Source organism: Martelella sp., from assembly GCF_984369615.1.
In genome coordinates this window covers 16,498-30,954 of sequence record NZ_CFHTCS010000012.1, presented here as the reverse complement: position 1 = coordinate 30,954, position 14,457 = coordinate 16,498, and the positions used below count along the sequence as shown (strand labels likewise).

11 protein-coding genes are annotated in these 14,457 nt (G+C 63.3%); 8 read left to right on the top strand and 3 right to left on the bottom strand.

The window, feature by feature from the left end:
- Positions 1-228 precede the first annotated feature (228 nt).
- Positions 229-348, top strand: a complete 120-nt coding sequence (locus AC5DC2_RS02360; RefSeq protein WP_244435552.1) for an entericidin domain-containing protein — start codon at positions 229-231, stop codon at positions 346-348.
- Positions 349-406: 58 nt separating this feature from the next.
- Here AC5DC2_RS02360 and AC5DC2_RS02355 read toward each other — a convergent pair whose 3' ends face one another.
- Positions 407-1,483 (bottom strand): Gfo/Idh/MocA family protein, encoded by a 1,077-nt coding sequence (locus AC5DC2_RS02355; protein WP_491697360.1) that lies wholly within the window; start codon positions 1,481-1,483, stop codon positions 407-409.
- Between the two features lie 245 nt (positions 1,484-1,728).
- A complete protein-coding gene (locus AC5DC2_RS02350; RefSeq protein ID WP_491697359.1) occupies positions 1,729-2,535 on the bottom strand; it encodes a fructosamine kinase family protein in 807 nt (268 codons plus the stop codon).
- Positions 2,536-2,661: 126 nt separating this feature from the next.
- On the opposite strand from AC5DC2_RS02350, the gene AC5DC2_RS02345 reads away from it, so the two are divergent.
- The 3 genes from AC5DC2_RS02345 (at position 2,662) to AC5DC2_RS02335 (ending at position 8,534) form a co-directional block, all read left to right on the top strand.
- On the top strand, positions 2,662-4,065 hold the full coding sequence (locus tag AC5DC2_RS02345; protein ID WP_491697358.1) for an FAD-binding oxidoreductase: 1,404 nt from the start codon (positions 2,662-2,664) through the stop codon (positions 4,063-4,065).
- Positions 4,066-4,257: 192 nt separating this feature from the next.
- Entirely contained in the window at positions 4,258-7,953 is a 3,696-nt protein-coding gene (locus AC5DC2_RS02340; RefSeq protein ID WP_491697357.1) for an AsmA family protein, read from the top strand.
- A 200-nt stretch (positions 7,954-8,153) separates the two neighbouring features.
- Positions 8,154-8,534, top strand: coding sequence for a YbaN family protein (locus tag AC5DC2_RS02335; RefSeq protein ID WP_024708041.1), 381 nt, complete (start codon positions 8,154-8,156; stop codon positions 8,532-8,534).
- Between the two features lie 35 nt (positions 8,535-8,569).
- On the opposite strand, the gene AC5DC2_RS02330 is transcribed toward AC5DC2_RS02335, so the two are convergent.
- Entirely contained in the window at positions 8,570-9,625 is a 1,056-nt protein-coding gene (locus AC5DC2_RS02330) for a LacI family transcriptional regulator (protein ID WP_491697356.1), read from the bottom strand.
- 605 nt (positions 9,626-10,230) lie between these two features.
- Between AC5DC2_RS02330 and AC5DC2_RS02325 the strand changes: the two genes are divergently transcribed.
- From AC5DC2_RS02325 to AC5DC2_RS02310, 4 genes are all read left to right on the top strand, one after another.
- Positions 10,231-11,463 (top strand): ABC transporter substrate-binding protein, encoded by a 1,233-nt coding sequence (locus tag AC5DC2_RS02325; RefSeq protein ID WP_024708038.1) that lies wholly within the window; start codon positions 10,231-10,233, stop codon positions 11,461-11,463.
- Between the two features lie 93 nt (positions 11,464-11,556).
- A complete protein-coding gene (locus AC5DC2_RS02320; RefSeq protein WP_024708037.1) occupies positions 11,557-12,450 on the top strand; it encodes a carbohydrate ABC transporter permease in 894 nt (297 codons plus the stop codon).
- Positions 12,451-12,460: 10 nt separating this feature from the next.
- Entirely contained in the window at positions 12,461-13,357 is an 897-nt protein-coding gene (locus AC5DC2_RS02315; RefSeq protein WP_024708036.1) for a carbohydrate ABC transporter permease, read from the top strand.
- Positions 13,358-13,360: 3 nt separating this feature from the next.
- On the top strand, positions 13,361-14,452 hold the full coding sequence (locus tag AC5DC2_RS02310; RefSeq protein WP_024708035.1) for an ABC transporter ATP-binding protein: 1,092 nt from the start codon (positions 13,361-13,363) through the stop codon (positions 14,450-14,452).
- The last annotated feature ends 5 nt before the right edge of the window (positions 14,453-14,457 follow it).

The window sequence follows — 14,457 nt, the reverse complement described above, 5'->3', positions numbered from 1 at the left end:
AGAGGGGCGCGTCACAGCGCGCGACAAAGCCACGCCCGGCTTGTGCAAAAGCCGGGGAGCGACTGTGGAAAACCGGCAGGCGGCCTGTGGATATGTTCGCTCCGCCGAAAATGACGCATCAGCCATGGAACCCGGGGACTTCCGGAACGTTGAACAGGCAACCCGACGCAAATTCAGGAGATGCAAATGTTCAAGGGAAAAATCATCGCTGCCTTCACCCTGTTCGCCATGAGCGCTCTCGTCGCTTCCTGCGGGAACACGATCGAGGGCATGGGTCAGGATACCGCCAACGCGATTGATGCCACCCAGGATGCCGGCCAGTCGATCGACAACGCCGCCTCCTACTGAGCTTTCCGGAATCCGTTCTTTCAAGTCGCCCGGGCATCAAACGCCCGGGCGCTTTGCGTCAGAAGGCGTTCTGCCAGCCGTTGTAAAAGGGATGGTCCGAAAGAATGGGCAGGGCCACCGCGCTATAGGTCTTGGCCGACCAGTAGGCGGCTGTCGCGAAGTCGAGGCTTTGGCGCGCATCGCCGAGGGTCAGCGGCAATGGCGTCTTCTCGCAGATCGCCTTGTGGAAATCCTGCATCTGACCGGCAAAGCCGGAGGGCGGCGGCGTGAAACCGGCGAGCGCCTCGTCGATCTTGCTGCCGATCGCCGCGTTGGCGGGCACGAAACGCCAGGGCGCCTTGTCGGCCGTGAAATCCGGGCGGCTATCGGTCTCGATGGTCACATTCTCGAAGCAGAGCCGCATGCGGCTCAGGGGCTCCACCGAGCCGAGCGTGGCCGATGTCGTGGCCAGCGCGCCGCATTCAAGCTCGACGCTGATGCTGGCGCAGTCCTCGACCTCGACCCGGTTCACCCGCGTCGCCGTGCGCGCAAACAGCGATCGCACCGGGCCGAGCAGATAGAACATCAGGTCATTGGCATGGATGGCATGGTTCATCAAAATGCCGCCGAGCGCGCCGCTCCAGCTCCTGCGCCAGTCCTTTTCATAATAGTCCGGGCCGCGCAGCCAGTGCACCTCGCAGGTCGCAACCAGCGGCTTGCCGGCAAGCCCCGAGGCGATGATGTGACGCGCCTTCTGGGCGCCATCATTGTAGCGATACTGCATGATCGGCATCACATGGCCGGAGGAGCGCGATTCGGCGTCGAGCAGTTCGTCGATGTCGGCAAGCGATCCGACAAGCGGCTTCTCGCAGATGACGTGCTTGCCGGCCTGCAGGGCGGCGACGATCATCGTCTTGTGGGTTGCCGGCGGGGTGCAGATGTCGACCACGTCGATGTCGTCCATGCCGACGATCTCGAGATAGTCCGTCACAAGCCGCTCGATGCCGAATTCCGCGCCGTTTGCCTTCAGCAGCGCCTCGTCGAGATCACAGAGTGCCGCGACCTCGAAACGGTCGGTATTGGTACGGTAGCCGTTTTGAATGTGGTTGCGGCCGATGCCGAGCCCGACAACCGCGACTTTCAGCGTTCTTGTCATTCACATGTCCTGATATGCGTCGTGCCGCATCCGGCATTGATTGGCGTCTTCGCCGCCTTCGACGGGCCCCGGAAGGGCAAAGGCTGAAACGCGGTCGGCGCGAAAACACAGTGCCTGTCGGGATTGATGGCGGTCCTGGTAAGACGGGTCAAGATGAACTCTGCAATGGAATCAGACGATTTCAAAAAACTGTCACTAGCATAAACCGAAATCTCCGCGTGGCTACCGTTGCGGCAACAGCCGCCTCAATGGCCGGCGCGGGACAGAAAGCCTTCTACCATCGAACGGTAGCCGCCGCCAAAAAGGCGAAGATGCACGAGCGCCGGCCAGAGACTGTAGATCGCCTGCCGCTCGAGATAGCCCGGCTCAAGTCGGGGATAAGAGGCGTAGAAGCCCTGATCGAGACTGCCGAACAGGTTGAGCATGGCGAGGTCGACTTCGGCATGGCCATAATAGCAGGCCGGGTCGATGAAGGCCGTGACGCGCCCGGATGAGGCCATGACATTGCCCGACCACAAGTCGCCGTGAAGAAGGGCGGCGGGCGGCGCGTCCGGCAGATGAGCGGCGAGATTGCCGGCAAGTCGCTCGACCCGCCGGGCGAGGTCGGCGGGAATGTGACCGATATTGTTCAACAGCCTGCGGTCGCGCCAGAAAGCGACCCAGGAGGCGGTCCGGTCGTTTTCGATTGCGACCGTGCCGAAGGCATAGTCGTGATCAAAGCCGTATTGCTCGCCCGTTGCCGCGTGAAGCTTTGAAAGCGATCGGCCGAGGTCGGCCTGGGCGCCGGCAAAGCCGCTTCGTCCCTCGACCCTGGTGATGATCAGAACGCGCTCGTTGGCGGCGACCACCTCCGGCGCCGGCGCGCCTGTCGCGGCGATCAGGCGCAGCATCTCGCCCTCGACGGCGGGCGCCGGGCCGCCCTTGACGACGAATTGCCTGCCGTCCTCCGTTTCCGCGAGCATCAACGCCGAAAGGTCGCCCGAGGCGAAGCGGGAGAGCGTGACGCGTCGGGCGCCGGTGAGTTTCGCTATCACATCCTGAAGATCATTCATCGCGAAAGCCGTAAGTTGAGATCTGCAATGCCGGCCGGCACTGGACGCAGGCGGCGATCCTCGCATAAAACGCTGAGACGGCCGGGCCTTCGGAGGCTACGGCAAAACAGGTTCGGAGTGCAAGTTTTGGCAATTGAAGACGTTCAGACGCGCCCGCGCGACCCGCAAGCGGCGCATGAGGCGATCGCGCTGCTCAGGGAGCGTTTCGGCGACAAGGTGCAGACGGGCGAGGCCTTCCGCGCCCAGCATGCCCATACCACGACCTACCTGCCGCCGCAGCTGCCGGACGCGGTGTTCTTTGCCGAGAGTTCCGAGGATGTGAAGGCGGCGGTGAAGCTTTGCGCGGAATACAAGGTGCCTGTCATTCCCTTCGGCACGGGCTCTTCGCTCGAGGGCCAGGTGAATGCGCCCGAAGGCGGCATTTGCATCGATCTGTCGCGCATGAACCGTGTGCTCGAGGTCAATGCGGAAGATCTTGACTGTCGCGTCGAGCCGGGCGTCACCCGCGAGGAGTTGAACGACTATCTGCGTGATACCGGCCTGTTCTTCCCGATCGATCCGGGCGCCAACGCCTCGCTCGGCGGCATGGCGTCAACGCGCGCTTCCGGCACCAATGCGGTGCGCTACGGCACGATGAAGGACGTGGTGCTGGCGCTGACCGTGGTGACCGCCGACGGCGAGGAAATCACCACCGGGCGGCGCGCGCGCAAATCGTCCGCCGGCTATGACCTCACGCGGCTTTTCGTCGGCGCGGAAGGCACGCTCGGCATCATCACCTCGATCACGCTGAAGCTTGCCGGCATCCCGGAGAAGATCGCCGGCGGGGTTTCCTCCTTCGAGACGCTGGAAGAGGCCTGCAATGCGGTGATCATGACGATCCAGATGGGCATTCCGGTTGCCCGCATCGAGCTTCTCGACGCGCTTCAGGTCAAGGCCTGCAACGCCTATTCCGGGCTCGACTTTCCCGAAACCCCGCTGCTTCTTCTGGAATTCCACGGCAGCGAGGAGGCGGTCGCCATGCAGTCGGCGCAGTTCGCCGAGATTGCGTCCGAATGCAGCGGCTCCGAATTCGTCTGGACCGCCAATGCCGAGGAGCGCACGAAACTGTGGAAGGCCCGTCACAGCGCCTATTGGGCCGGCCGGGCGCTTGCCCCCGAGCTCGACGGTTTGTCGACGGATGTCTGCGTGCCGATCTCGCGGCTTGCCGATTGCGTGCGCGAAACCCAGGAGGACGTGAAGCGCGAAGGCATTCTGGCGCCGGTCGTCGGCCATGCGGGCGACGGCAATTTTCATCTCCTCGTCCTGTTCGACAAGAACAATCCGGAAGAGATCGCCCGCGTCGAGGCCTTCACCACGCGGCTTGCCGAACGGGCCATCGCCATGGGCGGGACGGCGACGGGCGAGCACGGCGTCGGCCAGGGCAAGAAGAGGGTCGTCGCTGACGAGATCGGCACGGCGGTTGCGGCCATGCGCGCGATCAAGGAGGCGCTCGATCCGGACAATATCTTCAACCCGGGCAAGATTTTCTGAAGGGAGAAACACGCCAAAACTGTCTTTGTGCGGGAAGCCGAACTGGCCTGCATTTGCGCAACGTGATAGGTTCGCAGCAACGAGGTGCCGGGTGAGACGGGCCGTCTGAGATTGAGAGCGGTATCGGCGCCGCGGGCCTCCGCCCGACCGCGCCGGGGCTGGCCGGGCGAATGACGTAAGGGAACCGCGAGATTGCTGGGACGAATACTTGTTTTCATCGGGGCTCTGCTGGTTCTTCTGCTGTCTGCGGCGCTGGTCGTTCCCTATTTCGTCGACTGGAGCAGCTTCCGCCAGGAATTCGAGGTTCAGGCCAGCCGGGCGCTTGGCAAGAAGGTCGAGGTGGTCGGCGATGTCGATGTCCGGGTTCTGCCGTTTCCCGCAATCACCATGCATGACGTCAGGGTCGGGCGCGATGCTTCGGGCGCGCCGCTGGCAACGGCCGATGCCTTTTCCATGGATGCGGAGCTCGCGCCTTTCCTCAGCGGCGAAATCCGCATCTTCAAGATGCTGCTGGAGCATCCGGTCCTCAACCTGACGCTTGACGAGGCCGGAGCGCTGTCATGGACGGCGACCGGCAGTGCTCCGCTCTCTGCCCGGCGGGTGGTGTTCGAGGACGTGGAAATCAGAGACGGCGAAATCCGCCTGGCCGATCATGCCGGCGACCGGCTGCGCACGGTGTCCGATATTGACGCCATGCTCTCGGCCAACGCGATCGAGGGCCCGTGGCGGATGGAGGGCAATGCCGTGCTTGACGGGCATGCAGGCGCCTTCACCATCCTCACCGGCCGGCCCGATCCGGAAACGGCAACGATGCGTTTGAGGCTTTCGGCCGATCCTGCCGAATGGCCGGTTTCGGCAGCGCTTGAGGGCGATGTCGCGCTTGAGGACGGAAAGCCGGTCTATGCCGGCGGTTTCCGCCTCGCCGTCACCCAGGAGGACGCGGAGGATGTGCCGCCGCCGCGCGCCAGCGGCCAGTTCGAACTCACCAATGAATCGATCTCCATCTCCGAATACCGGCTTGAGATCGGCACGCGCGTCGATCCCTATGTGATTTCGGGCGAGGCCAATTTCGATACGCGCCCGGGCGGCAGCTTCCTTCTGACGGCGGACGGCCAGCAGTTCAATGTCGAGCGGCTTTCCGACTACGACACCAATCTGAAGAAGGGCAGGGTGGCGACGCCGAACGCGCGCGAGCGGCTCGACATGCTGGTCGGGTTCCTGCAGCAGGTGCCGATCCCGCAATTGCCGGGCACGGTGACCTTCCGTTTGCCGGCGCTGGTTTCCGGCGACACCACGATCCGCTCGATCGTTCTCGACGCGGCGCCGGACGGCGACGGCTGGCGGATCGAGGACGGTTCGGCCGAACTGCCGGGCCGCACCCAGGTGGAGGCCGCGGGCCGGCTTTCGCTCGGGGAGGCGGCGTCGTTCACCGGTTCGCTGCTCGTCGCCTCGCGTCAGCCCTCGGGCCTTTCGCAATGGCTGACCGGCAGCGTCAGCCCGGAAATCCGGGCGCTGGACCGGGCGGGCTTCTCGGCCGATGTCGATCTGGCGGACGGAAGCCAGATCTTCGAGAACCTGCAGATCGTTGCCGGCGACGCCGTGCTCGATGGCGCGATGTCGCGCCGGTCGAGTGGTGCGGCGACGCCTGAACTCGATCTTGATCTTTCCGGCAATGTCATCGATTTCAATGCTTTGCGGGCGCTGGCGGGACTGATGGTCGGCGAGAATATCGACAGCGGCCTGAGCCGCCACCGCATTCGCGCATCGCTGAGGGCCGGTGCGGTCAATGCCTTCGATCTGAACGCAGCGCTTGTCGACACGGCGTTCGTTTACCAGTCCGGCGCGCTTTCCGTTGATCATCTGGAGATCGGCGACCTTGCGGGCGCGGCGATCACGCTTTCCGGGCAGGCCCGGACGGATCGCGACCTGCCGTCAGGCTCCGGGCGTTTGACATTTTCCGCAGAGGATCTCTCCGGCTTCGTCGCCACGCTCCAGAAGCGGTTCGGCGCGCATCCGTTCCTGTCCATGCTGGCGGAAAACGCCGCCTGGTACCGGAACGCAGAAGCCGAGGCCGATCTCGCCTTCGGACAGGATGGCACGGCCGTTTCCGCGGTCTTTTCGGGCAGCGCCAATGGCAGCCGCATCTCCGGTTCATGGCGGCGCGACTCCGTTCTGGGACCGGGCGGGGTGAGCGGTCAGGTGCAGCTTTCCAACCCGGATACGGCGATCGTCTTCGGCCAGGCCGGTCTTGCGCCACTGCCCATTCCGGCGCCTGCCGGCGCGCAGCTTTCGCTTTCGATCGAACGATCTGGGGGGGAGGGGCCGGTCGCCGTCGGCCTCAGGGCAGCAAGCGGCGAGACCCGGTTTACCGCCTCGGGCGAGGCGAGCCTTGAAGCCGGTGATTTCCTGGCCGGCCGCTATTCCCTCTCGCTCGCAAGCCCCGATCTGGAGCCCTATCTTGCCATGAATGCCCTTGCCGTGCCGGGGACCGCCTTCGGCATGCCTCTGTCGGTCAAGGCGAGCCTCGACGTCACCCCGGAGCAGTTCGCGCTCTCCGCCATCGAGGGCGATCTCGATGGCAATGGCGTGACGGGCCGTCTGGCGCTCAGGCGCGGCGAACCCGTCGTCCGGCTTGACGGGGCGCTTTCCCTCGATCGTCTCGACCTTGCCTGGCTGATGGAAGCGGTGTTCGGCCCGAATTTCGTCCTGGGGCCGGAGGGGCTGCCGGATACGCCCTTCGGGACCGCCTATTTCGGCACGGCCGAGGCCGATATCGACGTTCAGGCCGCGGCCTTTGACGCCGGCCTGCCGGAACCGGTGACCGGCATGAGCGGCACGGTGGGCTTTCGCGGCGGCGGCCTGACGGTGACGCGCCTTGCCGGACGGCTCTTCGACGGAACGCTTTCCGGCGATCTGCAACTCGGCAATTCGGGCGGCGACGGTTATTTCCAGGCGCAGATCAACCTTGCCGATGCCGCCTTGCCGGACACGTTGTGGAAGGCTGGCGATAGGCCGGTTGCCAGCGGTCGGTTTGATCTCGGCCTGGTGGTCGAAACGACGGCCGACACGGCGGCCGGGTTGATGGCTGATGCAAGCGGTTCCGGCATGCTGACGCTGAAATCGCCCGTCATTGCGGGGCTGGATCTCGCCGTCACCGATCCGCTGCTCGCCTGGGCCGATTCGCAGGGCACCGAGGTTACCAATGCGGCGATCGAGGATGAAATGCGGTCGCTGATCTTCGGCGACGGCAGCTTTGCCGCGGGCGACATCGCCATTCCCTTCAGCATCACCGACGGCGTGCTTCAGGCCCGCAATGTCTTCGTCGACCTGCCGGAAGCGCGGGTCTACGGCGCGCTGCGCACCGACCTTGCCGAACGCGATCTGGAAGCCTCGGTCGATGTGGCGCTGAAACTCGGCGAAGCGAGCGAGGAGGGGGCAAGCGCCGGCTTCACAATCGGGTTCAACGGGGCGCTCTCCGATCCGGTTCGCAGCCTCGATCTGACGGAGGTGAACAACTTCCTCGCTCTCAGAGCGGTCGAGCGCGAACGCGCGCGCGTGGAGCGGCTGCAGGCCGATATCCTGGAAAAGCAGCGACTCCGGCGCGAGGCGACGCTTTATGAGTTCCGCTCCGAACAGCGGGCGCTGGAGCGCCGCCAGCGCGAGGAGGCCGAGCGCCTGCGCCGCGAGGAGGAGGAACGCCGCCGGCGCGAGGCTGAAGACGCCGCTGCCGGCGGCCAGTCCGCAATTCCTGTTCCGACGCCCGCCGAGGGCGGCGGACCTTCCCGGACCGGTGCGCAGCCCCAAGAGCCGAGCGACTGGGACAGGCTGATCGAATCGGTGATCCGCGGCGCCGAGGAGCAGCGCGGCGTCGAAGCGCCGCTTCCCTGAGAAGCCTCGAGCGCCTCCGCTTTTCTCCGGATCGCCAAAGCGCTTTCTGTCTGTTCGTGCGCGTTTGCGGACGGCGAACCGGTATCCACTTTTCCTGAAAATGTTCTAAAAATAGCCCGTTTTCGAACCCATATGTGCTGTTGCTGGACTGAAGCGCGATTTGCATTTATGGAAGAACCGGCTTTGCAGGAGACAGGACATTGAAACGCAGGGTTCTACTCGTCATCGGCTGGATCATGGTTGCGCTGGGCGTCATCGGCGTGTTTTTGCCGATCATGCCGACGGTGCCGTTCCTGATCGTTGCCGCCGCGGCCTTTGCGCGATCCTCGCCGGAGCTTGAAGCCCGGCTGATGAACCATCCCCGCTACGGCGCCCATCTTCGCCAGTGGCGCCACGAAGGCGCTATCGCCACCCCCGCCAAGATCCTGGCGGTAACGGCGATGGGGGTGAGCTTTCTGTCCGTGCTCTATTTCGCCTCGGCTTTCCTCTGGCTGCAGCTTGCCGTCGGCCTGGTGCTGTTGAGTTGCGCCGCTTTCGTCGTCACCCGTCCTGCGCCTGTCGCGGTGCGCGCGGACCGCTGAGGTCCGCAGGCTCCGCTCCGCTTCCCGCGGCTTTTTCAGCGCGATTGCGCCGTCTTCAACAGCGGCGCGTTGGACCAGTCCGGCTTGCTGATGCTCTGTCGCGGCGGCGATGACCGGTTCTCGATCCGGGCAAGCACGGCGCGGGCGAGCTCCCGGCCGGCCTGGCTGAAATCCTCGCTCATGGCGATGATCTCCGGGCTGATCCAGTTGAGAAAGTCCGCCGGCTGCTTGGCGACGAGATCGACATCCTCCCCAAGCCTCAGGCCGCGCGTCCTGAGTGCGGCCATGATCGGGACGGCGCTGCTGCCGGAACAGGCAATGACGCCGTCCGGCGGCGTTGATGAAGACAGGGCCGCCAGCACACCATTGCGGATTTCCGACAGCGATGAATCGGTGCTGACGGAGGTCAGCGGCGTCTCCTGCAGGCCGAAGCGGCTGAGGCCGCGCTCGAAGCCGGCGCGGAAATAGCGATAATAGGTGAGGTGGCTCGGCGGCTGCAGGCAGACGATACGACGGCGTCCGCGCTCCGCAAGCCTTTCCACAGCGTCCATCGCATAGGCGTCGTTGTCGAAGTCGTGGAAGGGGTAGTCATGGTCGCTCTCCGTGCGTCCGTGCGCGGCAAAGGGCATGCCGCGCTCGCGCATCAGGGCGATGCGCGGGTCCTCCGGGGCGATGCGCGAGATGATCACGCCATCGGCGGAACCGGTGTCGAGAATGTAGCGGATCGGCGCCATCGGATCGTGATGGATCGGCTGCGGCATCAGCACCAGATGATAGGGCGTGTCCGAAAGGACGTCCGATATGCCGAATATCATCTGGCCGGACATGCCCATGATCTCTTCCTCCATGCTGAGGACGAGCGCGATTACATTGGTCTTGCCGGTGCGAAGCCTGACGCCGGCGCGGTTCGGCATGTAGCCGAGCTGCTTGGCGACGAGGCGAACGCGCTCCTTGGTGTGCTCGGCGATATCCGGCGCGTCCTTAAGCGCGCGGGAGACGGTCGTCACGCCGAGTCCGGTCATATAGGCAATGGTCTTCAGTGTCGGGCGCGCATTGCTTGTCTCGCGCGATCTTCCGGTCGTGGGCTTCATCGACGTCTTTCATCTCCCGCGTCGCGCGTGCCGCGCGATCGCACGGGCCCTGCGGCCCGTCTCCTCCCTGCTGATGGAGCGTATCGGACAACAGGCCGGATCCGGCCTGAAATGCAACGATACGCTGATTCTCGCTGGCAACGCCAATCCTGCGCGCATTCTTGTCGTTCTTGAGCGTCCTCGCCCGTCGCACATCCGGAGCTGGCGGAGCCTCCCTCCCGATGCCCCTCCGTAGCGCCGGTCAAGCCGGCCCTGCTTGGCGCCTGCCGGTTGTCCGCAGTCTAGCGCGAGAATTGCTGTAACGATACAGAAAAATAGCTGTCGCGTGTTAGGCAGACTATTTAAGGCCGTGGCGCATGTGCGTGGAACTGTCGGTTGCCAGGATGTTGCGGATGCTAACAAGCTTGACGGACGTTGCGAAGAAATCCATATTAATACAGTTAATACAAGACTTTATTGAGAAATTGCAATGCAAAAAATCGAAGTATATTCGGTCTGCGCCTTAGGTCGAAAGTAGTAGTTCGACAAAAATCGGAACAAAAAGGTTGCGCCCTATTTGGCTTTCGCATACCTTTTTCCGGCAACGTTTCAGTTGGGAGGACAGTATGAAACATGCAATTCTCACCGCCGCTCTGGCGGCCGGCGTAGCCATGCCTGTCGCAGCCAGCGCGACCGACCTTGAGGTGACCCACTGGTGGACATCGGGCGGCGAGGCTGCGGCCGTGAAGGTGCTGGCTGACAATTTCAACGAAACCGGAAACAACTGGGTGGACAGCGCCATCGCCGGTTCCGGTTCGACCGCCAACCCGATCATCATCAGCCGCATTCTCGGCGGCAATCCCATGGGCGCGACCCAGATGAACACCGGCCGCGACGCCGAGGAACTGATCAAGGCCGGCCTGATGCTGGACCTGACGGATCTCGCCGAGAAGGAAAACTGGCGCGAGAAGATCCGCCCCGCCAAGCTGCTTGAGGCGTGCGAATATGACGGCCGCATCTATTGCGTGCCGATCAACATCCATTCTTGGCAGTGGATGTGGCTGAACCGCCACGTGTTCGAGGACAACGGCATTCCGGTGCCGACCAACTGGCAGGAACTGGTCGATGCGGCGCCGGCGCTGCAGGAAGCCGGCGTCATTCCGCTCGCCACGGGCCAGCCCTGGCAGGTCGACGGCATCCGCAACGTGATGCAGGTCGCCATCGGCGGCGTCGACAATTATCTCGCCGTCAACGGCGACAAGGATCCGGATGCCGTGATGAGCGACGAGAACCGCGCCATCTGGGAAGCCTTTGCACAGGCGCGCGACATGGTTGATGACGCCTATTCCGGTCGCGACTGGAACGTCGCCACCAATATGGTGATCCAGGGCGACGCGGCCGCGCAGATCATGGGCGACTGGGCGCAGGGCGAATTCGCCCAGGCGGGCCAGGAGGCCGGCGTCGATTATGATTGCCTTCCCGGACTCGGCAACAATCCGGTGCTCGATACGGGCGGCGATGCCTTCTATTTCCCCAAGACGAACGACGAAGAGATCACGGCGGCCCAGCTCGAGCTGGCCTCCATGCTGGTTTCGCCGGAAACCCAGGTCGAGTTCAACCTCGTCAAGGGCTCGCTTCCGGTGCGCGGCGATGTCGATCTCGAAGCCGCCAATGCCTGCATGAAGAAGGGTCTCGAAATCCTCGCCAATCCGGACAACGTCCTGCCGTCGACCGAGCAATTGCTCGATTCCGATACGCAGGGCCAGATCACGGACCTTGCGCTGGAGTTCTTCTCCTCCGACATGACGGTCGACGAGGCGCTCGAACAGCAGCAGTCGATCATCGAACAGGCCATGTAAGCCTCGGCCGAAAGGGACAAGGGGCTGGCCCGGCTCTGACGCGGCTTGCCCCTTTTCCTTCCGGATCCATGCCAATCTGAGAGGGGAGCTGCAATGGCTGCTGTTGCTCGCCGTCCGTTCGGTCTGTTCAAGAATCTGAACGCCAAGATCGCGGCAATCCCGATGATGCTGACCGCCGTGGTCATCTTCATCGGCTGCACCGCCTGGACGGTTATCTATTCATTCACCGACTCGCGGCTTCTGCCGAGCGAGAATTTCGTCGGCTTTTCCCAGTATGACCGCCTGTTCGACACGACCCGCTGGAATGTGGCGATCGTCAACCTCCTGATCTACGGAGGCTTGAGCCTCGTCTTTTCCTTTGTCGTCGGCTTTCTTCTAGCGACGCTGCTCGACCAGAAAATCCGCTTCGAGAACACCTTCCGCACGATCTTTCTCTATCCCTTCGCACTCTCCTTCATCGTCACCGGCCTCGTCTGGCAATGGATCCTCGATCCAGGCCTCGGCGTGCCGAAATTTCTGGACGACCTCGGCCTGCCCGGGGGCGATTTCGCCATGCTCGGCAACAAGAGCACGGTCATCTATGCGCTGGTGATCGCGGGGCTCTGGCAGGGAACGGGGCTTGTCATGGTGCTGATGCTGGCGGGCCTGCGCGGCATCGATGGCGAAATCTGGAAGGCGGCCAAGGTCGACGGCATCCCCGCCTGGCGGACCTATCTCTTCATCGTCATTCCGATGATGCGCGGCGTGTTCGTGACGACGCTCGTCATCGTCGCCTCGGGCATTGTCCGCGTCTACGACCTCGTCGTGGCGATGACGCAGGGGGGACCTGGCTTTGCCTCCGAAGTGCCGGCCAAATATGTCTACGACCTGATGTTCCAGCGCGGCAATATCGGCCAGGGGCTCGCCGCCTCGACCGTGATGCTGGTCACCGTCTTTATCATCCTCGTGCCCTGGGCGCTGATGGAATTCAGAGACAAGAAGAAATGAGGAGGGGATGATGAGTGCAGTTGCTTCCAATGAACCGTCGGGGCCGCGCCCCAGGCGCCGCTTCGCGCCGTCGCGGATCATTCTCTATTCCATCCTGTTCGTCGCCGCGGTCTATTATCTCATTCCGCTCTATGTGATGGTGGTGACCTCGCTGAAGGGCATGCCGGAAATCCGCATGGGCAATATCTTCGCGCCGCCCGTCGAAATCACCTTCGAACCCTGGGTCAAGGCGTGGAGCCAGGCCTGCACCGGGCTCTACTGCGAAGGCATCCGCGTCGGCTTCTGGAATTCGGTCAAGATCACCGTTCCGGGTATCATCGTCTCGATCGCGGTCGCCTCGGTCAACGGCTATGCGCTGGCGAACTGGCGCTTCAAGGGCTCGGAATTCTTCTTCACGGTGCTGCTCTTCGGCGCTTTCATTCCCTACCAGGTGATGCTTTATCCGCTGGTGATCATCCTTCGGGAACTGCACATGTTCTCGACGCTTCCGGGCATCGTGCTGGTCCATACCATTTTCGGCATGCCGATCCTGACGCTCCTGTTCCGCAACTATTTCGCCTCGTTGCCGGAGGAGCTGTTCAAGGCGGCGCGCGTCGACGGCGCCGGCTTCTGGCAGATCTTCTTCCGCATCATGCTGCCGATGTCGCTGCCGATCTTCGTCGTCGGCATGATCATCCAGACGACCGGCATCTGGAACGACTTCCTCTTCGGCGTGATCTTCGCCGGCCAGCAGAACTATCCGATGACGGTGCAGCTCAACAACATCGTCAATGCGGTGCAGGGGGTCAAGGAATACAACGTCAACATGGCGGCAACGCTTCTGACCGGCCTCGTCCCGCTGGCCGTCTATTTCGTTTCCGGACCGCTGTTCGTGCGCGGCATCGCCGCCGGCGCGGTGAAAGGGTGAATGATGACTACGAGTGTTTCAATCAAGGATCTCTCGCTCTCCTTCGGCGCCGTCGACGTGCTGAAGAATCTCGATCTCGACATCAAGGACGGCGAGTTCCTGGTGCTTCTCGGTTCGTCGGGGTGCGGCAAGTCGACGCTTCTGAACTGCATCGCCGGGCTTCTGGACGTTACCGCCGGGCAGATTTTCATCAAGGACAGGAACGTGACCTGGCTCGAACCGAAGGATCGCGGCATCGGCATGGTGTTCCAGTCCTATGCGCTCTATCCGCAGATGACGGTGGAGAAGAACCTGTCCTTCGGACTGCAGGTTGCCAAGGTCTCCAAGGCTGAGATCGAAAAACGCGTCAAGCGGGCCTCCGAAATTCTGCAGATCGAACCGCTTCTGAAGCGCAAGCCCGCCGAGCTTTCGGGCGGCCAGCGCCAGCGCGTCGCCATCGGCCGCGCGCTTGTGCGCGATGTCGATGTCTTCCTGTTCGACGAGCCTCTGTCCAATCTCGACGCAAAGCTGAGGTCGGAGTTGCGCGTCGAGATCAAGCGCCTGCATCAGTCGCTGGAAAATACGATGGTTTACGTGACCCACGACCAGATCGAGGCGATGACGCTTGCCGACCGGATCGCGATCATGCGCGGCGGCGTCATCCAGCAGCTCGACGAGCCGACGACGATCTACAACCGCCCGGTCAACCGTTACGTCGCAGGCTTCATCGGCTCGCCCTCGATGAACTTCCTTGGCGGGGAACTGGCGGAAAAGGACGGGAAGACGATCTTCCGGTCCAACGGCGTCGACTTTGCCCTCGAGGGTTATGACGGCAACGGCCCTCTGCCGTCGTCGGGCAAGGTCACGCTCGGCGTCAGGCCCGAGCATGTGATGGTCGATGACGAGATCCAGGCCGGCCAGGAGGTGCATGAGGCCGTGGTCGATCTCGAGGAGCCGATGGGCGCGGACAATCTCCTGTGGCTGAAACATGCCGGCCATCTGTTCACCGTGCGCGTCGGCGGCAACAAGCGCTACAAGCCGGGGCAGCAAATCAGGCTCGCCTTCGCCATGGAACTGGCATCCCTGTTCGACGCGGAAACGGAGCTTAGGCTGTGATGCAA

What these genes read in the sequence shown, in the direction of transcription:
- AC5DC2_RS02360 (WP_244435552.1), top strand. Translation starts at nt 229, where the DNA reads ATGAGCGCTCTCGTCGCTTCCTGCGGGAACACGATCGAGGGCATGGGT.
- AC5DC2_RS02355 (WP_491697360.1), bottom strand. Translation starts at nt 1,483, where the DNA reads ATGACAAGAACGCTGAAAGTCGCGGTTGTCGGGCTCGGCATCGGCCGC.
- AC5DC2_RS02350 (WP_491697359.1), bottom strand. Translation starts at nt 2,535, where the DNA reads ATGAATGATCTTCAGGATGTGATAGCGAAACTCACCGGCGCCCGACGC.
- AC5DC2_RS02330 (WP_491697356.1), bottom strand. Translation starts at nt 9,625, where the DNA reads ATGAAGCCCACGACCGGAAGATCGCGCGAGACAAGCAATGCGCGCCCG.
- AC5DC2_RS02325 (WP_024708038.1), top strand. Translation starts at nt 10,231, where the DNA reads ATGAAACATGCAATTCTCACCGCCGCTCTGGCGGCCGGCGTAGCCATG.
- AC5DC2_RS02320 (WP_024708037.1), top strand. Translation starts at nt 11,557, where the DNA reads ATGGCTGCTGTTGCTCGCCGTCCGTTCGGTCTGTTCAAGAATCTGAAC.
- AC5DC2_RS02315 (WP_024708036.1), top strand. Translation starts at nt 12,461, where the DNA reads ATGAGTGCAGTTGCTTCCAATGAACCGTCGGGGCCGCGCCCCAGGCGC.
- AC5DC2_RS02310 (WP_024708035.1), top strand. Translation starts at nt 13,361, where the DNA reads ATGACTACGAGTGTTTCAATCAAGGATCTCTCGCTCTCCTTCGGCGCC.